Origin of the sequence: Pararhodobacter sp. (genome assembly GCF_034676075.1) — a bacterium.
GTDB lineage: Bacteria > Pseudomonadota > Alphaproteobacteria > Rhodobacterales > Rhodobacteraceae > Pararhodobacter.
This window is the reverse complement of sequence record NZ_JAUCCQ010000015.1, coordinates 1-21062: the sequence shown is the minus strand read 5'-3', so window position 1 is coordinate 21062 and position 21062 is coordinate 1. Positions and strand designations below refer to the sequence as shown.

Genomic DNA, 21062 nt, shown 5'->3' with positions numbered 1-21062 from the left:
CCCTCCCAAACCGCTCCCCGACCCGCCGCTTCTTTGCGCTGCAAATATCCTCGGGGGGTGAGCCGAAGGCGAGGGGGGCAGACGGCCCCCCTTCTTCCTTTTCGTCGCTTACTCCGCGCGCTCCAGCATCCGGCCCAGCACCCTTCCGCCCAGGATATGCACATGCAGATGCGGCACCTCCTGCACGCCATCGTTGCCGGCGTTCGAGATGGCGCGATAGCCCGCGCCGCCCTCGCCCGGCTGCACGCCCAGCTGCTTGCAGACCGTGCCGATGGCGGTGAGGAAATCGGCCTTCTCGGCGTCCGAGGCTTCCAGCGCGAAATGGTCGAAGGTCACATAGGGGCCCTTCGGGATCACCAGCACATGATGCGGCGCCTGCGGGCGGATGTCGTGGAAGGCCAGCGAATGCTCGGTTTCCAGCAGCTTGTTGCAGGGAATCTCGCCGCGCAGGATCTTGGCAAAGATGTTATTGGTATCATAGGTATAGGCCACGGCGGTTACTCCGGTCTCATTTCATCGGCTGCGACCCGGGACAGAAATTCCCGGGCAGGACGGGGGCCCAGATCGGGCAATAGGCGGGGTCGGCGTACCAGACATCGGTGGCGCCGATGGCGTGTTCGACCGCCACCCATTGGCGGCCCGAGCGGCGGTAGAGCACCTGCAGGGTCGAGCCGTCCATGAATTCGGGGTCGATTTCGCCCCGCTGGTAGCCGGGCGTGGCGAGCATGTCGATCGGCGCGCCGCCCGGCCGCTGGGCGGTCAGCGCGGCGAAGGCGACATCGCCCTCGACGCGCAGGTCGTGGACCACGAATTCGACCGGCGCGCCCAGCACCCGCTCGGCCAGCGGGCGGGCCGCGTCCATCAGATCCGCCCTGAGCGCCGAGCCGCGCGGCGGCTCGGTCCAGGCGCCCGCTGCCGTCGCGGCGAGGGTCAGCAACAGGGCGGCGGCGAGCTTACGCATCTTCCGGCGACCAGCCCGAGACGGCTTTCACTTCCAGGAAATCCTCGATCCCCCAGACCCCGCCTTCGCGCCCGCGCCCGGAGGCCTTCATGCCGCCGAAGGGCGAACCGCGGCCGCGCGACTTGCCGTTCATCTCGACCATGCCCGAGCGCAGGCGTCGGGCCAGCCGGTTGCGCTTGGCGCCGTCCTGCGACTGGACGTAGTTGGTGAGGCCGTAGACCGTGTCATTGGCGATGCGCAGCGCGTCGGCCTCGTCCTCGAAGGGGATGATCGACAGCACCGGGCCGAAGATCTCTTCCCGGGCGATGGTCATGTCGTTGGTGACATCGGCAAAGACCGTGGGCCGCACGAAGAACCCGCGGTTCAGCCCGTCCGGACGGCCGAGACCCCCGGCGACCAGCTTGGCGCCTTCGTCGATGCCCTTCTGGATCAGGCCCTGGATCTTGTCGAATTGCGCCTGGCTGACGACCGGACCGATGTGATTGCCGGCCTCATGCGCCGAGCCGACCTTGGTCTTTTCGGCAGTGGCGACGGCGATCTCGACCGCCTGGTCATAGATCGAGCGTTCGACCAGCATCCTTGTCGGCGCGTTGCAGGACTGCCCGGTGTTGTTGAAGCAATGCCGGGCGCCGCGGATCACAGCTTTCTCGTCGGCATCGGCGAAGATGATGTTCGCGCCCTTGCCGCCGAGTTCCAGATGGATGTGTTTCAGCGTCTCGGCCGCGTTCTTGGAAATGGCGATGCCCGCGCGGGTGGAGCCGGTGAAGCTGACCATGTCGACGTCGGGGTGCCCCGACAGATCGGTGCCGACCCCCGGCCCGTCGCCGTTCACAAGATTGAAGACGCCGGGCGGCACGCCCGCCTCATCGAGGATCTCGGCGAACAGCATCGACGACAGCGGCGCGATTTCCGAGGGTTTCAGCACCATCGTGCAGCCCGCCAGCAGCGCCGGGATCACCTTCAGCGTGACCTGATTCATCGGCCAGTTCCAGGGCGTGATCAGCGCGCAGACGCCGACCGCTTCCTTGATGATCCGGTCCTCCTGCGCGCGCTCGCTGAGCGGCGCTTCGAACTCGATCTGGTCGAAGGCGCGGAGGAAGTTCTCGATATGCCAGGTGCCCGAGGTCGCCTGGCTCGATTTCGCCATGTCGATGGGTGCGCCCATTTCCAGGCTGATGGCAGCGCCCATCTCGTCGTTGCGGCGTTTGTAGACCTCGAGGATCCGCTCGACCAGCGCCTTGCGTTCGGCGGGAGGGGTTTCCATGAAGGCGGGCAGGGCGGCGCGGGCGGCGGCCACGGCGGCGTCGCTGTCGGCCGTACCCCCCAGCGAGATCACCGCGCAGGGCTCTTCGGTCGAGGGGTCGATGACCTCCAGATCGCGGCCCGCGACCGGGTTCACCCAGTGTCCGTTGATGTAGAAGCGGCGTTTGTCCAGCATTGGCGGAATCTCCGGTAATTTCCCGACAACCTGTCACCTGCCCCCGGGGAGGGCAAGGGGAGCCGCCCCTGCCGGGTGCCCTCAGAATTCGGACCAGAGCCCGATGCGGACCGCGTCGACCCGGCCGCCCGGCGGGATCACCGCCTCGGCCACCAGGCGGAAACGGTCCATCAGGCGCAGGCCGATGGCCGGGCGCAGGCGGGTGATGGCGACCTGGCGGCTGCGGAAATGCGTGGCGCCCATCATGACCAGCCAGCGGCCGCGGGCATAACCGACCTGGCTGCTCCAGTCGGTGGCCAGTTCCGTGCCCCAGGGGACGCGGGCGGCATAGAGCCGGACACCCGCCTGGGTCCAGAGGTTGCCCTCGCCCAGCGCCATGCCACGCCCAGCCTCGACGGCGACGAAGGGCTGATAGGGGGCGATGCTGTAGGGCACGTAGCGCACGCCCGAGGTCACGCCGAAGACCAGCCCCTGCGGCAGGTCCAGCGGGTGCCAGCGCAGAAAGAGATCGGCGTAATCGACGCGCCAGCTTGTCGACAGCGCCGCGCCGATGGTCAGTCGCGGGCGCAGGCCGTATTCGGCGTAATACTCGGTCTGCTGCGGGCGCCAGTCGTTCGCCGCGCCCAGGGTGGAGGTGGTGGACAGGAAGAAGCGCCCCTGTTCGCGCGGCCAGGGTCCGGCCCGGGCCACCCCGGCGCCGATCAAGAGCGCAAGCACCAACGCCAGGAGAACCCGGAAACGCACCATGGCCTTTCCCCACACCAACAATCCTCCCTTGTCGCCCGCCGATGGTTAACGAATGGTGAATGCGGAAGGCGGCGTGCTGACAGGCGGCCCATGGCCCGGCCAGAAAATTCCCGTTGACGCCGGGGCCGGGCTGCGTGACGGAATGTCGCCATCGGCGGAAATCGCCGGATGGGGGCTTCTCTTTGCCGGGAGGACCCTTATCTCGAATTCAAGCATTCACCGAAGGGAATGATCCATGAGCCTGCGCATCAATGACATCGCCCCCGATTTCACCGCGGAATCGACCCAGGGCACGATCAACTGGCACGAGTACATCGGCGACAATTACGCCGTTCTCTTCAGCCATCCCAAGGATTTCACCCCGGTCTGCACCACCGAATTCTCGGCCGCGGCCAAGCTGACCGGCGAATTCGCCAAGCGCGGCTGCAAGCTGGCCGGTGTCTCGATCGACGGGGTCGAGGATCACCACAAGTGGATGGCGGACGTGAAGACCTACGGCGGCGCCGAGATGACCTTCCCGATCATCGCCGACAAGGGGCTCACTGTCGCCAAGCTCTATGACATGCTCCCGGCCGAGGCCTATCTGCCCGATGGCCGCACCGCCAATGACACCGCCACCGTGCGCACCACCTTCATCATCGGGCCGGACAAGAAGATCCGCCTGATGCTGATCTATCCGATGTCGGTGGGCCGCAACTTCGACGAGATCCTGCGCTGCCTCGACGCGATCCGTCAGACCGATGGCAAGCCCTTCGCCACCCCGGCTGACTGGCAGCCCGGCGATGACGTGATCGTGGCGCTGTCGGTCTCGACCGAGGATGCGCAGGCGCGTTTCGGCAAGCTGGACATCCCGCTGCCCTATCTGCGCAAGACCAAAGCGCCGGTCTGATCCGGCCCAGCACCGCTTTCACCCGCGCCGGTTCCCCCGGCGCGGGTTTTCCTTTGCCGGGGGCGCGGCGGGATGATCCCGGCCCCAGACGCGCCCGGCGTCCCGCGCCAATGTCCGCGCCTCGGCCCGGTCCAGATGAGCGCGGGCCTCGGCCGGGTCGCCGGTTTCGGCCAGCGCCCGGGTCCAGAGCTTCAGCGCCGAGCGCGGGCTCCAGGGCAGGGCGGCGGCGCAGAGCCAGGCGCGCAGCGGCGGCGGCAGCGCGTCATGCGCCCGCATCGAGCCCGCCCGCCGCCGCAAGCCGCTGCGCAGGTTAGGCATCGCCCTTGCCCCAGCGCGGGAACGGGTCGGGCAGGCCCAGCGCATCGCCCGGCTCCTGCGCGCCCGGGACAAGTGCCGCGTCCAGCGCGGCGCGAATCGCCCCCTCGTCCATCCCGGCGCCGATGAAGACCAGTTCCTGCCGCCGGTCGCCCCAGGGCTCGACCCAATGCTCGGCCATCTCGGCCTGCATCCGCGGATCTTCGGGCCAGCGCTCGTGCGGGACGGCGGCCCACCACAGGCCCAGCGGCGTGACCGAGGACAGCGCGCCCGCCAGGCTGAACTCGGCCACCCAGGCCGGGCGCGTGGCGATCCAGAAATGCCCCTTGGCGCGGATCACCCCGGGCAGCGGGCCGTTCAGCACCGCATGCAGCCGCTGCGGGTGAAAGGGCGCCCGGGCGCGGTAGACGAAACTGGCGATGCCGTATTCCTCGGTCTCGGGCACGTGCTGGGCGAAACCGTAAAGCTCCTTGGCCCAGAGCGGATGCTCCTGCGCCCGGTCGAAATCGAAGCGCCCGGTGGCCAGGATTTCTGCCGCCGGAACCTGCGCCCGGTCCGTCTCGATCAGCCGCGCATCGGGGTTCAGCGCCTTCACGATCTTGCGCGCGGCGTCCAGCCGCGCGGGCCCCGCATCCGTCACCTTGTTCAGCACGATCACATCGGCGAATTCGATCTGCTCGGTCAACAGCTGCACCAGATGCCGCTCGTCGCCCTCGCCCGAGGTCTCGCCCCGGTCGGCCAGCGCGTCATGGCTGGCGAAATCGCCCGGCAGGTTCACCGCATCGACCACCGTCACCATCGTGTCCAGCCGCGCCACATCGTCCAGCGCCTGCCCCGCCTCGTCGCGGAAGGCGAAGGTGGCGGCGACCGGCAGGGGCTCGCTGATGCCGGTTGATTCGATCAGCAGATGGTCGAAGCGGCCTTCCTCGGCCAGCGCCCGGACCTCGGCCAGCAGATCGCCGCGCAGGGTGCAGCAGATGCAGCCGTTCGACATCTCGACCATCCGCTCCTCGCCGTGCCGCAGGTCGACCCCGGCGGCGATCAGGTCGGCGTCGATGTTCACCTCGGACATGTCGTTGACGATGACCGCCACGCGCAGCCCGTCGCGGTTGTTCAGGACATGGTTCAGGAGCGTGGTCTTGCCGGCGCCGAGAAAGCCCGAGAGGATCGTCACGGGCAGGCGGGGATCGGGGGACATGCGGGGCCTCATTGGATATGTGATAACATAACAATACAAGGCCGGGCGACCGAAGGCAACGGGCGCCGTCGCGCCGATGTGTTTACCCGTGAGCAACTTCCCTGCTGCGGCATGGCAGGGGCTGCGCTATCTAATCGGCATGAACCGACGCACCCTTCTTGCCTCGCTGGCCCTCGCCGGCCTCGCCCTTGCCAAGCCGGCCCTCGCCGCGCCGATCTCGCTGGCCGAGATTTCGCGCTATTTCAACTCGTTCCGCACGGCGCAGTCGGATTTCACCCAGGTGAATCCAGATGGCTCCATCTCGACCGGGCGACTGATGATCCACCGCCCCGGGCGGGTGCGCTTCGAATACGATGCGCCCGACCGCTCGCTGGTGCTGGCCTCGAACGGGGCGGTGAACATCTTCGACGCGCGCTCGAATGCCGGGCCGTCGACCTATCCGCTGTCGCGCACGCCGCTGAACCTGATCCTGGACGACACCGTCAACCTGGAGCGCGACCGCATGGTCGTGCAGCATGGCGAGGACGGGCCGACCACGGTGGTCGTGGCCCAGGATCCGGCGCATCCGGAATACGGCAGCATCCGGCTGGTGTTCAGTGCCAACCCGACCGAGCTGAGGCAATGGGTCATCACCGATGACACCGGGCGCGAGACGACGGTGATTCTGGGCACGCTCAGGACCGGCGTCTCGCTCGGCTCGCTGCTCTTCAGCCTCGATGCCGAGCTGGGCCGCCGGGGCCTGACGCAAGACCGTTAACGGCGCCCGCAGGACCTGAGCTGGGTATCGTACATCACCGCGCGGTCGGCCACCCGGTCGGCCACGCGCAGAAGCCAGGCCTGGTTCTGATAGCTGCCGCGGGCATAGCCCGTATGCCCCTCGTGATAGGCGAGGTAGAGGTTGCGCGCATCCGTCGGAGGGATGCCGTTGCGCTGCGCCGAGAGCGACGAATACCAGCCGATGAAATCGGTCGCATCGCGGATGTCATCGCGCGAGGCGCGGCGGTTGCGCGTCTCGTTCTGGTATTCCTCCCAGGTGCCGTCCAGCGCCTGGCTATAGCCATAGGCCGAGGATTGCCGCCCCATCGGGATAACCCCCAGCGCGTAGCGGTGCGGGGTGCGGGCATCGCCGCGGAAGCGGCTTTCGGCATGGATGATCGCCATCTGCACCGGCACCGGCACGTCCCAACGACGTTCGGTGTCGCGCATGGCGCGCAGATAGGCGGGGCGCTCGGCCGCCAGCGCGCAGGCGTCGTCCAGGTTGCGGGGGGGTGCATGGTCGCGCCCGCCGCAGGCGGCCAGGACCGACAATGCCAGAACCGCCGCCGCAAGGCGGGGAACGCTGCTCATGATACTGCCTCGATCTTTTTTTCCCTTGGTAACGCATTTCGGCGCGTTTTGAAACGATCTTGCAGGGAAAATGCCGTAACGAGGGCGTGTCCGGCCGTGATCAGGGGGCGATCAGGCTGTGGCGCCACAATCTTGCCACAATTGCGCCACTGTTGGGACAGGATTCACAGACTGTTTCCCCGCCATCCCGCGGAGCCTTATGGACGTTAACCGCCGACTCACGCTAGATGGTCGGCGTGAAGGACCGTTCCATGCTCAAGACACACGCGAAATTCCGGCTCGGCCAGGTGGTCCGCCACCGTAAGCACCCGTTCCGCGGCGTGGTCTTCGATGTGGACGCGATCTTCGCCAATACGCAGGAATGGTACGACGCGATCCCCGAGGACAGCCGTCCCGCCAAGGATCAGCCCTTCTACCACCTGCTGGCCGAGAACGATAACAGTTATTACGTGGCCTATGTCTCGGAGCAGAATCTGGTGGCGGACGATACGGGCGAGCCGATCGACCACCCCGATCTGCCGGATCTGTTCGGCGATTTCGAGAATGGCTTCTATCCCCTGCAGGCGCAGCTGAACTGATCTTCCGACACGCGCGATTGCCCCGGGCCGAGAATGCCTGCGACCGGTATGCGCCGCCCCATGGGTGATTCCGGCTTGGGGGCAGGGAGCCCTAAGGGGCGCAGAGGACGGCGCCTTGCCTGTGGCGCTGCGCGGACGAGGGGCTGGTGAGCAGGTGAGCAGAGGTCCGGGCAGAAGGATTTCACCAGTCCCATTGCAGGCAGTCCCGCCCAGCGGAGGCCGTCCCGGCACCAGTGAAACGGGCGTCCGCTTGTCCGATCCGAAGCACGCAGAGGCGTCTCAACCTGCCCGGTGCGGCCCGCCTGACCTCAATCCGCCCAGGGGATGCGTAGGCTCAGCCGGTTCCAGTCGCCGTCCCGGGCATAGCGCAGATCGGCGGTCAGGCAGCGGATGATGTGCCAGCCGAACCCGCCCTCGGGCAGGTGATCGGGCGGGGCGATCAGCGGCAGTTCCGGGTCCGGCACCACGCCCGCGGGCAGCGAGCGGCCCTGATCGGAAATCGTGCAACCCAGACCCGCGCGCAGCAGGTCGACCCGCAGCTCGACCGGGCCCGTGGCCTTGCCATAGGCGTGTTCGGCGATGTTGTTCAGTACTTCGGCCAGGACCAGCTCGGCATTCGACAGGTCGTCCGGCGTAAGCCCGGCGAGCGACAGGTCGGCGACCAGATCGGCCAGCACGGCGCGCGTCGTCTTGTCCGCGGCCAGAAAGCCACGCTCGAAAAGGGGGCGAGGACTGCTTGCGTCGCCCCAATCCTGTCCGGCCGCCGTCCGGGGCCGGGAAGCGGCGCCGACGGAGGATTCTGACATGCTCACAGCACGGCCCGACATTGTGTCATCCTCTCCCCCGGAATCAGCCGGTGGCCCGCAACGCGCCGGGGACTTCTGAGTGGATGGTAAAGACGCTGTCCATGCGCGTCAGGCGGAAAACCTTGGCGACCGGCGGGGTCAGGCCCGACAATTCCAGCCGACGCTCGGCGCCCAGCAGCTTCATCACCGCCACCACGGCGCCCAGCCCGCTGCTGTCGAGGAAGGTGACATTGGACAGGTCCAGAATGACAGGATTGCCCGGCGCCTCGGCTTCCGTGCGCACGGCCTCCTTGAATTCGATCGCCACGGCGGCGTCGATCCGACTGTCCATGACGGTGACGACCAGCGCCTGGCCGACCCGTGACGTGGCGATGTCCACTCCATCCTCCGCAATTGTCTTGTTCATCGAACAGCCTAGGCGCTAAACGTTACCGAAAGGTTTACGTGCGAAGGGAGAGCCCGATGGCTGAGGTCGTCATCATTGGTGCCGCGCGCACCCCAATGGGTGGTTTCCAGGGTATTTTCAAGGGGATGCCAGCGGCGGAACTGGGCGGCGTGGCAATCGCCGCGGCGCTGGAGAGCGCGGGCACCCCGCCCGAGCGGGTCGAGGAATTGTTAATGGGCTGCGTCCTGCCCGCCGGTCAGGGGCAGGCGCCCGCGCGGCAGGCCGGGTTCAAGGCGGGTCTCGGCCCCGAAGTGCCGGCGACGACGCTGAACAAGATGTGCGGCTCGGGGATGAAGGCGGCGATGATCGCCCATGACCAGATCGCGCTGGGCCAGACCGGGCTGATGGTCGCGGGCGGCATGGAGAGCATGACCGAAGCGCCCTATCTCCTGCCGAAGATGCGGGCGGGCGCGCGGATCGGCCACCAGCAGGTGATCGACCACATGTTCCTCGACGGGCTGGAAGACGCCTACGACCGGGGCCGCCTGATGGGCACCTTCGCCGAGGATTGCGCCGGGCATTTCCAGTTCACCCGCGAGGCGCAGGACGATTATGCGCTGACCTCGCTGACCAACGCGCTGTCGGCGCAGGCCGATGGCGCCTTCGATGGTGAAATCGCCGCGGTCACGCTGCACACGCCGATGGGCGAGGTGACGATCACGGCCGATGAGCAGCCCGCCAATGCCCGGCCCGAGAAGATCCCGACGCTGAAGCCCGCCTTCCGCAAGGACGGCACGGTGACGGCGGCGAATTCCTCCTCGATCTCGGACGGGGCGGCGGCGCTGGTTCTGGCCTCGCGCGCCCGGGCCGAGGAGACGGGCGCACCGATCCGGGCCATCGTCCGCGGCCATGCCAGCCACGCCCAGGCGCCCGGCTGGTTCACCACCGCCCCGGTCCCGGCCGCCCGCAAGCTGCTGGACCGGCTGGGCTGGTCGGTCGAGGATGTGGATCTGTGGGAGGTCAACGAGGCCTTCGCCGTGGTGCCCATGGCCTTCATGCGCGAGATGGGGATCCCGCGCGAGAAGATGAACGTGAACGGCGGCGCCTGCGCGCTGGGCCATCCGATCGGCGCCTCGGGGGCGCGGATCATCGTGACGCTGCTGCACGCGCTGGAGAACCGGGGCCTGAAGCGGGGCATCGCCGCGATCTGCATCGGCGGCGGCGAGGGCACGGCCATCGCCATCGAACGGCCCTGAGGTCAGGCGCCGGGCCTCAAAACATTTCGACGCGCGCCGGGGAGGGCGCGCGTCGTGAGGGGTAGTCCAATGATGTCGCAGGCGTTCAGCGTTCGTCGCTCAGGTTGCGACGGTCGTTGGTCGACGGGTTGCGCGTCGGATCGGCGTAGTTGCTGACGACAACCAGGTCGTTGGCGCTCAGGCCGGCGACGTTCAGGTCGCGCGACGAGTAGACGTCACCGGTGCGGACTTCGACTTGCGCCGGGGCTTGGAATTGGACGAGGTCCGTGGCGCTCAGGCCGGCGTCCGCCAGATCACGGGCGGAATAGACGTTGCCGGCGCGCAGGGCGTGGGCGGACGACGTCGCGGCGACGGTCGACGGGGTCACGATGCCAGCGCCATTGACGTCGGCTGCATTGGCAGCGACGGCGCCCAGAGCGGCGAAAGCGGCGACGGCGGCGGTGGTGATAACGCGGTTCATTTCAGGTCTCTTACTGTTCTGTCTGTGAGTTCATGTGATCGTCTGTGGTCACGAGTTGGAAGTAGGTCTCCGGTGCCGCGTCATCAATCCGTAACACATATGCCCAAATTGACCGCAGACTGTGCAAAAATGCGGATAAAAAATCGTGTGAGGGGCCTTGAACCTTTAACATGCGTAACGTTCCGGACGGATTTGTAACAATGCCGTAACGGCACCCGCCGGGCAGCGCCGCGGCGACCCGCCGGTGGCTCAGGCATGACGTCGGGGCAGGTCGGCAGCCTGTCTTGGCGGCCCGCCAAAAAATCTCAGCCCGGGACTTGCGACATGTCGGCCGAGATCAGCCAGCCCTGCGCGGCGCGGGTGAAATAGAGCAGCGACCGGCCCCGGATCGTCTGCGGCGCGGCACCCTGCGGCTGGATCATCGCCTCCCACAGGATGACCATGGCGGCGCGGTCGCTGCCGGTGTCGGTGCGGGCCTGCAGGATGGAGAGGGCGGCATAGCCACCGGCGAAATTGCGCGCCCAGGCCTGACCGATCGCCTCGCGTCCGGCGATGACGGGTTGCGAGGCGACGAGGACGATCGCCTCGGGCGCATAGAGCGCGGCGACGGCGGCGGCATCCCGGGCGGCGACGGCGGCGACCATGCGGTCGGCTGCCTCGCGCGGGGTGGCGACCTGCGCCGCGGCGGGGGTCAGGGTGAGGAAGAAGGCAAGGGCGACGATCAGGGGTTGCAGGGCGGGCATGAAAGAACCTCGTTGAAATGCGAGGTCAGTCTACGCCCGCCGGGACCCGGGCGCTTTACCCATTCGGGTTAGAGCCTGCGCGCCGATCCGCGGGTCCAGGCCGCGCGCAGCGGGCCCTCCAGCGCGTCAGGGCCGAGGCCCGGAAGCGTCACCTCGGTCCAGCCCCGGGCGCCCCAGGCATTCGGGACCGGCCTGATATGGCCGGGCAGGAGGGCCGCGTAATGCGCCTGTTCCTCAGGCGAGAGGTTGAGATTGGCGCTCAGCCCGTCCGCCGCCAGCGAGGCATAGATCCGCCGCACCCGAAACGCCGCCCGGTCGAAATGCGGAACCTCCCCGGTGCCGGGGAGGGCCAGCGCCATCGCCCGGAACTCGGCCCCGGTCACGCGCCCTGTTCCGACCAGCGGCGCTGCATCTCCTCGGGCGTCAGCGCCTCGACGGTCTGCGACAGCATCCAGCGATGACCGAACGGGTCCAGCAGCACGGCGCTGCGCTCGCCGAAACTCTGGGTGGCCGGCGGGCGCAGGACCAGGGCGCCGGCGGCCTCGGCGCGGGCGGTGGCGGCATCGGCATCCTCGGTCGCCAGATGCAGGGTCACCGCGGTGCCGCCCAGCGTGTCGGGGCTGATGGTGCCGAAATCGGGGTATTCGTCGGCGATCATGACCAAAGCGCCGGCGATCCGCAGCTCGGCATGGCCGATGCGGCCATCGGCGGGATCGGTCATGCGGAAGATCTCCTCGGCGCCGAAGGCCGCCTGGTAGAATTCGAGTGCCGCGGCGGCATTGCGGCAAACCAGATAGGGGCTGAGCGACAGGAGGGCGGGCATCGGCGACTCCGGTTGGGGGTTGACGGCGAATTATGTTACGTTACGTTTCGTAATATGACCCGTCAACCCGTTTCCCGCCGCGGCCCCGGCCGCCCCCCCTCGACCGAGGCCCGCGACAAGGCGCTGGAAGCGGCGCGCGCCATCCTGACCAAGGAGGGGCTGGGGCGCCTGACCATGGATGCGGTGGCGCAGCGCTCGGGCGTGGGCAAGCCCACGCTCTACCGGCATTGGGCGCATGCGCTGGAACTGGCGATGGCGGCGCTGATGCTGGATGCCGAGGATCCCGAACCCCGCGGCGACACGCTGGCACTGCGGCTGCGCGGGCAGCTCAGGGCGCTGGTCGCGACTTTCGCCGCCACGCGAGGGCGGCAGATTGCGATGGCGCTGGCGGCCTCGGACCCGGAAAGCGAGATCAGCCGGGCCTTTCGCAACCAGGTGATCCTGGCCAGCCGCGAGACCGGGCGGGGGTTGTTGCAGGGGAGGGTGGCGGAGGCCGAGATCGAGGCGATGCTCGACATGATCTACGGGCCGCTCTTCTACCGGCTCCTGACCGGGCACCTGCCGCTGGACCGCGACTTCGCCGATTCGCTGACGGCGCTGGCCCTGCGGCTGGTGGAAGGCTGAGGCGTAGGATGGGCAATATTGCCCATCCTACAGGCGTTGTCTCAGAGGCTGGCGTCCAGCGCGGCGATGATCGCGTCGCCCATCGCGGCGGTCGAGATCGGGGTGCCGCCCTCGGGGCCCATCAGATCGGCGGTGCGCAGACCCTTGGCCAGCACGGCCTCGACGGCTTTCTCCAGCCGGTCGGCCTCGGACCCCTGATCGAAGGAATAGCGCAGCGCCATGGCGAAGGACAGGACGCAGGCGATCGGGTTGGCCTTGCCCTGACCCGCGATGTCCGGGGCCGAGCCGTGCACCGGCTCGTACAGCGCCTTCGGACGGCCGTTGGCCATCGGCGCCCCCAGCGAGGCCGAGGGCAGCATGCCCAGCGAGCCGGTCAGCATCGCCGCCAGATCCGACAGCAGGTCGCCGAACAGGTTGTCGGTGACGATGACGTCGAACTGCTTGGGCCAGCGGGTCAGCTGCATGGCGCCGGCATCGGCGTACATGTGGCTCAGTTCCACGTCGGGGTATTCCTTGTCGTGGATCTCCTGCACGACCTCACGCCACAGCACGCCCGATTCCATCACATTGGCCTTCTCCATCGAGCAGACCTTGTTGCCGCGCTTGCGGGCCAGTTCGAAGGCCGAGCGCGCGACGCGGGCGATCTCGCTCTCGGTATAGCGCTGGGTGTTGATGCCGACGCGCTCGTTGCCCTCGGTGAAGACGCCGCGCGGTTCGCCGAAATAGACGCCCGAGGTCAGCTCGCGCACGATCATGATGTCGAGCCCGGCCACCACGTCCTTCTTCAGCGAGCTGAAATCGGCCAGCGCGTCGAAGCACTGGGCCGGGCGCAGGTTGGCGTAGAGGTCCATCTCCTTGCGCAGGCGCAGGAGGCCGCGCTCGGGCTTCACGGCGAAGGGCAGGCTGTCGTATTTCGGGCCGCCCACGGCGCCCAGCAGCACGGCGTCGACTTCCTGCGCCTTGGCCATGGTCGCATCGGTCAGGGGCGTGCCATGCGCGTCATAGGCGCAGCCGCCCACCAGATCCTCGCTCACGTCGAAGGCAAGCCCGCGCTTGTCACCGTACCAGGCGATGATCTTCTTCACTTCGCCCATGACTTCGGGGCCGATGCCGTCGCCGGCCAGGATCAGGATGGAGGGGTTCGCCACGGGGGACTCCTGTGAATACGGATGCGCAAGCGGCCTAGCCTGCCTCTGCCGCGCGGTCAAGCGCGCGCCGGTTTTCGTGTCTTTTCCGTCCCCGACTCCGTGCTACTCTGCCGTCTGATCCCTTTTCAGCAGGTCCTTTCCATGCGCTTTTCCCTTGTCCTCGCCCTGTGTCTGACGGCCGGTGCCGCCCAGGCCGACGGTGGGGTTACCGTCCCCCTGCCGACTTTGCCGCCGATGACCCAGGGCGAGCAGGAGCATCTGCTCATGCAGCTGGTCGTCGCCAATGTGGTGCAGAGCAATTGCCCGGGAGGCAACGACGACATTGCCGAATGGGCGCTTCTGACCGGAACCGCCGATCTGATCGCCGAGAGCCTGGGCCTTGATGCCAACGCCTATGACGACCGGTTCTATCACCCGGCCTTCGACATGCTGGACAAGCCTGAGACCTGCGTGCGCGAAATGCCCCGGGTGCAGCCCCTGATCCGGCGGCTGATCGCCTGGGGCGGATCGCTCGACGCGACGCCGATCGAGTGATTGCCCGGGGTCTGCTGCTGGCGCTGCTCGCCTTTCCGGCCAACGCGCAGGAAGCCGTCGTCGCCCCGCCCGCCATCCCCGCGCTGCCTGAGGGCGAGGCGGGTCATCTGTTGCGGATGATCGCCCATGCCAGGGTGGCGCAGGGCAATTGTCCCGGCCAGACCCAGACGGCAGCGCCCTTCCTGCTGCTGGCCGGGGCCGAGGATGCGCTGGTCGCGCGGATGGCGCTGGATGGTGCGGCGCTGGACCGGGTCTATGCGCCCGTTGTCGCGGCGCTGGAAAAGCCCGGCTTCTGCGCCGCCGAGGTGCCGCGGATCGCGCCCCTTCTCGACATGCTGGTCTTCTGGGGCGGCTCGCTCAGCCTGATCCGCGACTGAGGTCCATTGCCGGGACCAGCGCCTCGGCCAGCAGGTCCCAGACCCGGCGGATGCGCGGTGTCCGGCGCATGGCCTCGTGCGCGGTCAGCCAGACCGGCAGGGTGGGCAGGCTCACGCCCAGGTCGATCTCCACCAGATCGGGGTCGCGCTGGCCGAGGCTGCGCTGGATGAAGCCGATCCCGGCCCCCGCCCGGATCAATTGCCAGCTGGTCGCCACATCGTCGCAGCGCAGCGCGAACCAGTCGCGGGTTGCCGACAGGCCCAGCGCCTGCATCCCGTCCAGCAATTGCGTCTCGCGGTCCTGGCCGATCAGGTCGTGCCCGGCGACCTCGGCCACGCCCCGGGGCAGACCGCGGCGCTGGGCATACTCGCGCGAGGCGAAGACGCCGATGGCCGTGTCGCCCAGATGCCGGGTCACCAGATCCTGCTGCGTCGGTCGGTACATGCGGATGGCGATATCGGCCTCGCGATACAGCAGGTTGGACGAACGGTCCGAGGGCACGAGTTCCAGCGCGATCCGCGGCTCGGCCCGGCGGATCGCGGTCAGGATGCGCGGCAGGTGGAAGACCGACACGGCGACCGAGGCGGTCAGGCGCACACTGCCTTCCAGCCGTTCCTCGCGCCCGGCGGCGGCCAGCGTCATGGCATTCGCCGCCTCGCGCATCGCCCGGGCGGGCGAGAGCAGGGCATTGCCGGTCTCGGTCAGGGCCAGGCCCCGGGGCTGGCGGTGGAAGAGGTCGGCGCCCAGCTGCGCCTCCATGGCCCGGATCTGGCGGCCGAGGGTCGGCTGGCTGCGGCCCAGCTCGCGGGCGGCGGCGGACAGGCTGCCGGTCTCGGCCACGGCGAGGAAGGCCTGAACCAGCGACCAGTCGAGGGAATGCAGCGTATCCATTCATCCTTGAATACAGTATATGCAGTGCCATGCAATTTCATTGAGCGCCCCGGGCGTGCATATCGGCAGGGACGAAGGAGACACCCCATGACCCAGACCGCCCTGATCCTCGGCGCCCGTGGCAAGATCGGCCGCCATTTCACCAAGGCCTTCCAGGACGCTGGCTGGCAGACCCGGGCCTTCACCCGCGGCACCGACATGGCCGCCGCGGCGCAGGGCTGCGACGTGATCGTCAACGGGTTGAACCCGCCCAATTACCACGCCTGGGACCGGCTGCTGCCCGCCATCACCACCGAGGTTCTGGCCGCCGCCAAAGCCTCGGGCGCGACGATCCTGTTTCCCGGCAACGTCTATGTCTTCGGCACCCAGCCCGGCCCCTGGGACGAGACGACGCCGCACCGGCCGGTGTCCCGCAAGGGCCGCATCCGGTCCGAGGTCGAGGCTCGCTACAAGGCCGCCGCGGCCGAGGGGGTGCAGGTTATCATCCTGCGCGCAGGCGATTTCATCGACCCGGGCAGCGCGGATTCGCTGATGGACATCGCCTTTCTGCGCCGCTTCGACAAAGGCGTGGTCAGCACGATGGGCGATCCCGACGCGCCCCATGCCTATGCCTATCTGCCGGATATGGCGCGCGCCGGGGTCCAGCTGGCGGCGATGCGCGCCGATCTGCCCGCGTTCAATGACGTGCCTTTCCCGGGCCATACCTTCACCACGCGGGAGTTGATGCAGGAACTGCAGGCGCTGACCGGGCGCAGGCTGAAGCTGGGCCATTTCCCGTGGTGGATGATCCGCCTGGCCGCGCCGGTCTGGGAGCTGGGGCGCGAACTGGGCGAGATGCGCTACCTTTACGACACGCCGCACAGCCTGTCCGGCGCCCGGCTGCAGGCGCTGCTGCCCGGTTTCCGCCAGACCCCGCTCAGCGAGGTTCTGCGCGCCGTGCTGGCGCGGCGCGAGGGTTTCGCGCCTGCGGCGTGACTTGCGGGGGCGGCTGCGCTAGGCTCGTGGACCGGAGCCATCGACACAGGAGAGATTGATGTCCAAGCATCCCCTCGACCATGATCGCGGTGCCTCGAAAGGGCGGCTGGAAAGGTTTACCGCCGCCGCCAAGGCCGACATGCCCAGCAAGGCGACGATGGCCTTGCAGCAGCGCCCGCGCACGCAGGGCGACGGCAAGCTGAAAGCCTTCTCCCGGATCGAGAAGACCGGCGGCGGCGCCTAAAGGTCGCTGCCCCAGTCGGCCGCCTGCATCTCGCGCAGGCGGCTGGCCGTGCGTTCGAATTCGAACGCGCCCGCACCCTCGGCATAAAGCCGCTCGGGCTCGTCCGCGGCGCTGGCGATCAGGCGCACCTTCGCCTCGTACAAGGCGTCGATCAGCGTGACGAAGCGCTTGGCCTCGTTGTAATTCGACGCCGACAGCATCGGGATATCCTCGAGGATCAGCACCCGCACCTTTTCCGCCAGCGACAGGTAATCCGCCGGGCCCAGCGGCCGCCCGCAGAGATCCCAGAACGAGGCCCGGGCCACCCCGTTGTGGTGCCTCGGCACCTCGACCTGACGACCCTGCACGGCCAGGACCAGGGGCGTGCCCCGGTCATGGCCGGTCAGCTCGTCCCAGAGGGCGTCGATGGCGCTCCGGGCCGCCGACCCGGCCGGGGTGAAATAGACCTGCTGGCCGGTCAGCCGGTGCTGGCGGTAATCCGTCTCGCTGATCATCTCGATCACGTCCATCTTCTGGCGGATCAGGTCGATGAAGGGCAGGAACAGCGCCCGGTTCAGCCCGTTCTTGTACAGATCCTCGGGCACCCGGTTCGAGGTGGTGACGATGACGACACCCGCCTCCATCAACATCTGGAACAGGCGGCCCACGATCATCGCATCGGTGATGTCGGTGATCTGCATCTCGTCGAAGGCCAGAAGCCGCAGATCCTCGGCCACCTTCTTCGCCACCGGGGCCAGCGCATCGTCGACGCCGGTCTTGCGCGCCTCATGCATGCCGTGGTGGATTTCCTGCATGAAGGCATGGAAATGGACCCGGCGCTTGGCCTCGATATCCACGGATTTCTCGAACAGATCCATGATCATCGACTTGCCGCGCCCGACCCCGCCCCACAGGTAGAGGCCCTTGTACCCCTCGGGCGCCTTGCGGAAGAAGCCGCCCAGCAGGCCCTTCTTCACCGGCTGTTCCAGAAAGGCGCGCCGTTCCTCCAGCGCGGGCAGGACGGCGCGCTGGGCGGCGTCGGGGTGCAGGTCCCCTGCCTCCACCTTGGCGTCATAGATCTCGGTCAGGGTCTGTCGCATCAGGCCCAGATAGCGCGCCGCGCCGCGCAGTTCCAGCGCCTGTTTCGGCCGCCCGGACCGCTCTTGCCCGCCGATCCGGCCGAACGGCCCTTGCCTCGGCTCCCCTGCAAAAGTAACGGTGTAGCCAGTTCTGGAAGGGAGTTGAGAGATGGCGACCGACGATCCGCGCACGCTGGTGTCCACCGAATGGCTGGCCGCGCATCTGAACGATCCCGATCTGCGGCTTCTGGACGCCTCGTGGCATTTCGCCGACTCGGGCCGCAACGCCCGCGAGGAATACGAGGCCGAGCATATCCCCGGCGCCCGGTTCTTCGATATCGACGAGATCAGCGACCAGCGCTCGGCCCTGCCGCATATGGCGCCCCCGCCCGAGAAGTTCATCAGCCGCATGCGGGCGATGGGCGTGGGCGACGGCCATCAGGTCGTGGTCTATGACAGCAAGGGTATCTGGTCGGCGCCCCGCGTCTGGTGGACCTTCCGCCTGATGGGCAAGACCGATGTCGCGGTGCTCGACGGCGGCCTGCCGAAGTGGAAGGCCGAGGGCCGCCCGCTGGAGGACATGCCGCCCGTGGTCCGCGACCGCCACATCACCGTGCAGCGCCAGGCGCATCTGGTGAAGGATGTGAGCCAGGTGGCCTCGGCCTCGAAACTGGGCGACTGGCAGATCGCCGATGCCCGCTCGGCCGAGCGGTACCGGGGCGAAGCGGCCGAACCCCGCCCGGGGCTGCGCGCGGGTCATATCCCGGGCGCGAAGAGCGTGCCGTTCCTGACGCTGCTCAATCCCGACAACACGATGAAGGACGAAGCCGGGCTCCGCGCCGCCTTCGAAGCCGCGGGCATCGACATCGCCCGCCCGGTCATCACCTCCTGCGGGTCGGGGGTCACGGCGGCGGTGCTGTCGCTCGCGCTGGAGATCCTCGGCAACCGCCAGCACGCGCTTTACGACGGGTCCTGGGCGGAATGGGGCATGTACCCCGACCTGAAGGTCGAGAAGGGCTGAGATGACGCTGTACCGGGCCGGCCAGTCGATCGACTACCGCGTCACCTGGCTGGAAATGACCAAGCGGCCGGGCTTCGGCTGGCCGCCGCTGCCCCTGGGGCGCGAAGGGTTGCTGGTCCGCGCCGATGCGCCGCCGGTCTGGTGGTTCCTGTCGCTCTATGATGCCGTCGGGCGCGACTATGCCTGGACCGACCAGCACGCCCGCCCCCGGGCCGAGGTCGAGGCCTGGATCCAGCACCCCGAGGTCGCGCTCTACACCCTGATGTCGCGCGGCTGGCCGCAGGGTTTCTTCATGCTCGACGGGACCGAGGCCGGGGTCTGCGATCTGGCCTATTTCGGGCTGGTGCCGCAGGCGGTGGGGACCGGGCTGGGATCCTGGCTGCTGAAGACCGCGGTGCTGACCGCCTGGGAGCGGCCGGAGACCCGGAAAGTCACCGTCAACACCTGCACGCTGGACCATCCCCGCGCCCTGCAGCAATACCAGCGTACTGGCTTTTCGCCGGTGCGGACCGAGGTGAAATCGCGCAAACTGGTGCAGGATTTCACCGCCACGCAACCCCTGACCTGAGGATCCTGCCATGTTCCAGACGCTCACCCCCCCGCCGGGCGACCCGATCCTCAAGGTGATGACCCTCTACCGCGAGGATCCGCGCAGCGCCAAGGTCGACCTCGGCCTCGGTGTCTACAAGGATGCGCAGGGCAACACGCCGGTGATGCGCGCGGTCAAGGCGGCCGAGCGGCGGCTGGTCGAGACGCAGGAAACCAAGACCTATACCACGCTCTCGGGCGATCCCGCCTTCCGCGCGGCGATGGCCGGGCTGGTGCTGGGCGACAGCGTGCCCGCCTCGCGTCTGGCGGGCAGCGCCGCGACCGGCGGCACGGCGGCGGTGCGGCTGGGGCTCGATCTGGTGGCCAAGGCGCATCCGCATGCCACGATCTGGATCTCGCAACCGACCTGGCCCAACCATTTCGCCCTGACCAAGGCCGCGGGCCTCTCGTTCAAGACCTACCGCTATTATGACGCCGAGAATGGCGTGGTGGATCGCGCCGGCATGTGGGCCGATCTGGCCGGGGCGCAGGCGGGCGATGTGGTGCTGGTGCATGGCTGCTGCCACAACCCGACCGGCGCGGATCTGAACGCCGAGGATTGGGCGCGACTTGCCGATTTCTGCGCCGAGAAAGGCGTGCTGCCCTTCATCGACATCGCCTATCAGGGCTTCGGCGACGGGCTCGATGCCGATGCGGCGGGCCTGCGCCATCTGGCGGCGCGGGTCGAGCGGATGATCGTCGCCGCCTCGACCTCGAAGAACTTCGGGCTCTACCGCGAGCGGACCGGCTGCTGCCTGGTCATCGCCCCCGAGGGCGAGCGCGCCACGGTGCAGGGAAATCTGGAGGTGCTGAACCGCCAGGCGATCAGCTTCCCGCCCGACCACGGTGCAAGGGTGGTGACGATGATCCTGGAGGATCCGGCGCTGCGGGCCGATTGGGAAGCGGAACTGACCGAGATGCGCGACCGCATGAACCGGCTGCGGCGCCTGCTGGCCGAGGCGCTGCGCGACGCCAGCGGCTCGGACCGTTTCGGCTTCCTTGCCGACCAGCGCGGCATGTTCTCGCTGCTGGGCGGGGACGATGCCCAGATCGAGCGCCTGCGAGAGGAATACGGCGTCTATATCGTCGGCGGCGGGCGGCTGAACATGGCGGGCCTGACCGAGGAGAGCATTCCGTTGGTCGCCAGGGGCATCGCCGCAATCCTCTGACGGCGCCTCGGGCGGCAGCGACGCAGGGGGGCCTTCTGCCCCCCTCGGCCTGCGGCCTCACCCCCCGAGGATATTTGCAGCGCAAAGAAGGACAATTTGACTCAAATTGCCCGCACCTCTTCATTCTGCCGAAAATACGCCCTTCTGGAGCCACCGTGCCTCAGGCGAGACCGGCGAAATCGCGGATCGCTGCCGCGGTCCTGTCCGGGTCTTCCAGGTTCGGCGCATGGCCGCATCCCTTCAGCACTGTGACCGAACCCCGCGGGGCCGCCCGAGCGATCCAGGCCCCGGTCTCGGGCGCGTAGACCCGGCTCTCGGCGCCATGGATTGCCAGAAGCGGCAGGTCCAGCGCCGGGATCGCCTCCCTCAGGTCCACCGCCACCAGCGATTCCCAGAAGTGCGCCATGGCCTCGGGGTCCTGGCGGCGGATCCCGGCCTCGATCCCGGGTTGCACGGTTTCGGGGCGGGCGAACATGCCCTGGGCGA

At 68.3% G+C, this 21062-nt stretch carries 29 protein-coding genes; 12 read left to right on the top strand and 17 right to left on the bottom strand.

All coding sequences use genetic code 11. The features are described from left to right. Positions 1 to 108: 108 nt before the first annotated feature. The 4 genes from VDQ18_RS07445 to VDQ18_RS07430 all read right to left on the bottom strand — a co-directional run bounded on the left by VDQ18_RS07445 (position 109) and on the right by VDQ18_RS07430 (position 3146). Positions 109 to 492, bottom strand: a complete 384-nt coding sequence (locus tag VDQ18_RS07445; protein ID WP_323020344.1) for a histidine triad nucleotide-binding protein — start codon at positions 490 to 492, stop codon at positions 109 to 111. 16 nt (positions 493 to 508) lie between these two features. Continuing rightward, complete coding sequence (locus tag VDQ18_RS07440; protein WP_323020343.1) at positions 509 to 961, bottom strand: hypothetical protein; 453 nt, start codon at positions 959 to 961, stop codon at positions 509 to 511. Beyond that, entirely contained in the window at positions 954 to 2399 is a 1446-nt protein-coding gene (locus VDQ18_RS07435; RefSeq protein ID WP_323020342.1) for an aldehyde dehydrogenase family protein, read from the bottom strand. Before VDQ18_RS07435 ends, VDQ18_RS07440 begins: the two co-directional genes overlap by 8 nt. An 81-nt stretch (positions 2400 to 2480) precedes the next feature. Beyond that, positions 2481 to 3146, bottom strand: coding sequence for a hypothetical protein (locus VDQ18_RS07430; RefSeq protein ID WP_323020341.1), 666 nt, complete (start codon positions 3144 to 3146; stop codon positions 2481 to 2483). A 235-nt stretch (positions 3147 to 3381) separates the two neighbouring features. On the opposite strand from VDQ18_RS07430, the gene VDQ18_RS07425 reads away from it, so the two are divergent. Continuing rightward, positions 3382 to 4035 carry a peroxiredoxin gene (locus VDQ18_RS07425; RefSeq protein WP_323020340.1) on the top strand — a complete coding sequence of 218 codons (654 nt, stop codon included), beginning with the start codon at positions 3382 to 3384 and terminating at the stop codon, positions 4033 to 4035. Between the two features lie 18 nt (positions 4036 to 4053). Here the strand turns inward: VDQ18_RS07425 and VDQ18_RS07420 are convergent, their stop codons facing one another. Together VDQ18_RS07420 and VDQ18_RS07415 are read right to left on the bottom strand one after the other, a co-directional pair. Next, complete coding sequence (locus tag VDQ18_RS07420) at positions 4054 to 4353, bottom strand: DUF6525 family protein (RefSeq protein ID WP_323020339.1); 300 nt, start codon at positions 4351 to 4353, stop codon at positions 4054 to 4056. Then, positions 4346 to 5548, bottom strand: coding sequence for a GTP-binding protein (locus VDQ18_RS07415; RefSeq protein ID WP_323020338.1), 1203 nt, complete (start codon positions 5546 to 5548; stop codon positions 4346 to 4348). The genes VDQ18_RS07420 and VDQ18_RS07415 overlap by 8 nt, the downstream gene beginning before the upstream one ends. Before the next feature lie 139 nt (positions 5549 to 5687). Between VDQ18_RS07415 and VDQ18_RS07410 the strand changes: the two genes are divergently transcribed. Then, positions 5688 to 6305 (top strand): outer membrane lipoprotein carrier protein LolA, encoded by a 618-nt coding sequence (locus VDQ18_RS07410; protein ID WP_323020337.1) that lies wholly within the window; start codon positions 5688 to 5690, stop codon positions 6303 to 6305. Here the strand turns inward: VDQ18_RS07410 and VDQ18_RS07405 are convergent. Further along, complete coding sequence (locus tag VDQ18_RS07405) at positions 6302 to 6895, bottom strand: lytic transglycosylase (RefSeq protein WP_323020336.1); 594 nt, start codon at positions 6893 to 6895, stop codon at positions 6302 to 6304. The two genes, VDQ18_RS07410 and VDQ18_RS07405, sit on opposite strands and share 4 nt — an antisense overlap. Positions 6896 to 7146: 251 nt before the next feature. Between VDQ18_RS07405 and hspQ the strand changes: the two genes are divergently transcribed. Beyond that, a complete protein-coding gene (gene hspQ, locus VDQ18_RS07400) occupies positions 7147 to 7473 on the top strand; it encodes a heat shock protein HspQ (RefSeq protein WP_107751391.1) in 327 nt (108 codons plus the stop codon). A gap of 308 nt (positions 7474 to 7781) precedes the next feature. Here the strand turns inward: hspQ and VDQ18_RS07395 are convergent, their stop codons facing one another. After that, a complete protein-coding gene (locus tag VDQ18_RS07395; protein ID WP_323020335.1) occupies positions 7782 to 8279 on the bottom strand; it encodes an ATP-binding protein in 498 nt (165 codons plus the stop codon). Between the two features lie 43 nt (positions 8280 to 8322). Continuing rightward, complete coding sequence (locus VDQ18_RS07390) at positions 8323 to 8658, bottom strand: STAS domain-containing protein (RefSeq protein ID WP_416235091.1); 336 nt, start codon at positions 8656 to 8658, stop codon at positions 8323 to 8325. Between the two features lie 83 nt (positions 8659 to 8741). Here VDQ18_RS07390 and VDQ18_RS07385 point away from each other — a divergent pair, with 83 nt between their 5' ends. After that, positions 8742 to 9920 (top strand): acetyl-CoA C-acyltransferase, encoded by a 1179-nt coding sequence (locus VDQ18_RS07385; protein ID WP_323020333.1) that lies wholly within the window; start codon positions 8742 to 8744, stop codon positions 9918 to 9920. An 85-nt stretch (positions 9921 to 10005) separates the two neighbouring features. Here the strand turns inward: VDQ18_RS07385 and VDQ18_RS07380 are convergent, their stop codons facing one another. The 4 genes from VDQ18_RS07380 to VDQ18_RS07365 form a co-directional block, all read right to left on the bottom strand. Further along, entirely contained in the window at positions 10006 to 10380 is a 375-nt protein-coding gene (locus VDQ18_RS07380; protein WP_323020332.1) for a hypothetical protein, read from the bottom strand. Between the two features lie 305 nt (positions 10381 to 10685). Then, positions 10686 to 11123: an SgcJ/EcaC family oxidoreductase gene (locus VDQ18_RS07375; RefSeq protein ID WP_323020331.1), complete on the bottom strand. Its 438-nt coding sequence runs from the start codon at positions 11121 to 11123 to the stop codon at positions 10686 to 10688. 68 nt (positions 11124 to 11191) lie between these two features. Continuing rightward, positions 11192 to 11506 (bottom strand): MmcQ/YjbR family DNA-binding protein, encoded by a 315-nt coding sequence (locus VDQ18_RS07370; protein WP_323020330.1) that lies wholly within the window; start codon positions 11504 to 11506, stop codon positions 11192 to 11194. Beyond that, positions 11503 to 11946 (bottom strand): VOC family protein, encoded by a 444-nt coding sequence (locus VDQ18_RS07365; RefSeq protein WP_323020329.1) that lies wholly within the window; start codon positions 11944 to 11946, stop codon positions 11503 to 11505. Before VDQ18_RS07365 ends, VDQ18_RS07370 begins: the two co-directional genes overlap by 4 nt. A gap of 54 nt (positions 11947 to 12000) precedes the next feature. On the opposite strand from VDQ18_RS07365, the gene VDQ18_RS07360 reads away from it, so the two are divergent. Continuing rightward, complete coding sequence (locus VDQ18_RS07360; protein WP_323020328.1) at positions 12001 to 12570, top strand: TetR/AcrR family transcriptional regulator; 570 nt, start codon at positions 12001 to 12003, stop codon at positions 12568 to 12570. Positions 12571 to 12611: 41 nt separating this feature from the next. Here the strand turns inward: VDQ18_RS07360 and leuB are convergent, their stop codons facing one another. Further along, positions 12612 to 13718 carry a 3-isopropylmalate dehydrogenase gene (gene leuB, locus VDQ18_RS07355; RefSeq protein ID WP_323020327.1) on the bottom strand — a complete coding sequence of 369 codons (1107 nt, stop codon included), beginning with the start codon at positions 13716 to 13718 and terminating at the stop codon, positions 12612 to 12614. Between the two features lie 141 nt (positions 13719 to 13859). Between leuB and VDQ18_RS07350 the strand changes: the two genes are divergently transcribed. Then, entirely contained in the window at positions 13860 to 14252 is a 393-nt protein-coding gene (locus VDQ18_RS07350) for a hypothetical protein (protein WP_323020326.1), read from the top strand. Then, positions 14249 to 14629: a hypothetical protein gene (locus tag VDQ18_RS07345; protein WP_323020325.1), complete on the top strand. Its 381-nt coding sequence runs from the start codon at positions 14249 to 14251 to the stop codon at positions 14627 to 14629. Before VDQ18_RS07350 ends, VDQ18_RS07345 begins: the two co-directional genes overlap by 4 nt. On the opposite strand, the gene VDQ18_RS07340 is transcribed toward VDQ18_RS07345, so the two are convergent. Continuing rightward, positions 14610 to 15521 (bottom strand): LysR family transcriptional regulator, encoded by a 912-nt coding sequence (locus tag VDQ18_RS07340; RefSeq protein ID WP_323020324.1) that lies wholly within the window; start codon positions 15519 to 15521, stop codon positions 14610 to 14612. The genes VDQ18_RS07345 and VDQ18_RS07340 overlap by 20 nt on opposite strands. Positions 15522 to 15608: 87 nt before the next feature. On the opposite strand from VDQ18_RS07340, the gene VDQ18_RS07335 reads away from it, so the two are divergent. Continuing rightward, complete coding sequence (locus VDQ18_RS07335; RefSeq protein WP_323020323.1) at positions 15609 to 16496, top strand: epimerase; 888 nt, start codon at positions 15609 to 15611, stop codon at positions 16494 to 16496. A gap of 58 nt (positions 16497 to 16554) precedes the next feature. After that, complete coding sequence (locus VDQ18_RS07330; protein ID WP_323020322.1) at positions 16555 to 16740, top strand: hypothetical protein; 186 nt, start codon at positions 16555 to 16557, stop codon at positions 16738 to 16740. On the opposite strand, the gene zapE is transcribed toward VDQ18_RS07330, so the two are convergent. Then, positions 16737 to 17819, bottom strand: coding sequence for a cell division protein ZapE (gene zapE / locus VDQ18_RS07325; RefSeq protein ID WP_323020321.1), 1083 nt, complete (start codon positions 17817 to 17819; stop codon positions 16737 to 16739). The two genes, VDQ18_RS07330 and zapE, sit on opposite strands and share 4 nt — an antisense overlap. Positions 17820 to 17967: 148 nt before the next feature. Here zapE and sseA point away from each other — a divergent pair, with 148 nt between their 5' ends. Genes sseA through VDQ18_RS07310 form a run of 3 tightly spaced genes read left to right on the top strand, consistent with a single transcriptional unit; the run spans position 17968 to position 20576 of the window. Continuing rightward, positions 17968 to 18819, top strand: a complete 852-nt coding sequence (gene sseA / locus VDQ18_RS07320) for a 3-mercaptopyruvate sulfurtransferase (protein WP_323020320.1) — start codon at positions 17968 to 17970, stop codon at positions 18817 to 18819. Between the two features lies 1 nt (position 18820). Next, positions 18821 to 19387: a GNAT family N-acetyltransferase gene (locus VDQ18_RS07315; protein ID WP_323020319.1), complete on the top strand. Its 567-nt coding sequence runs from the start codon at positions 18821 to 18823 to the stop codon at positions 19385 to 19387. A gap of 10 nt (positions 19388 to 19397) precedes the next feature. Continuing rightward, the gene (locus tag VDQ18_RS07310; protein WP_323020318.1) at positions 19398 to 20576 is read left to right on the top strand and encodes an amino acid aminotransferase; all 1179 of its coding nucleotides are present in this window, start codon (positions 19398 to 19400) and stop codon (positions 20574 to 20576) included. 160 nt (positions 20577 to 20736) lie between these two features. On the opposite strand, the gene VDQ18_RS07305 is transcribed toward VDQ18_RS07310, so the two are convergent. Then, positions 20737 to 21062, bottom strand: a 326-nt coding sequence (locus VDQ18_RS07305; protein WP_323020317.1) for an alpha/beta hydrolase, incomplete at its 5' end; no start/stop codon positions are given.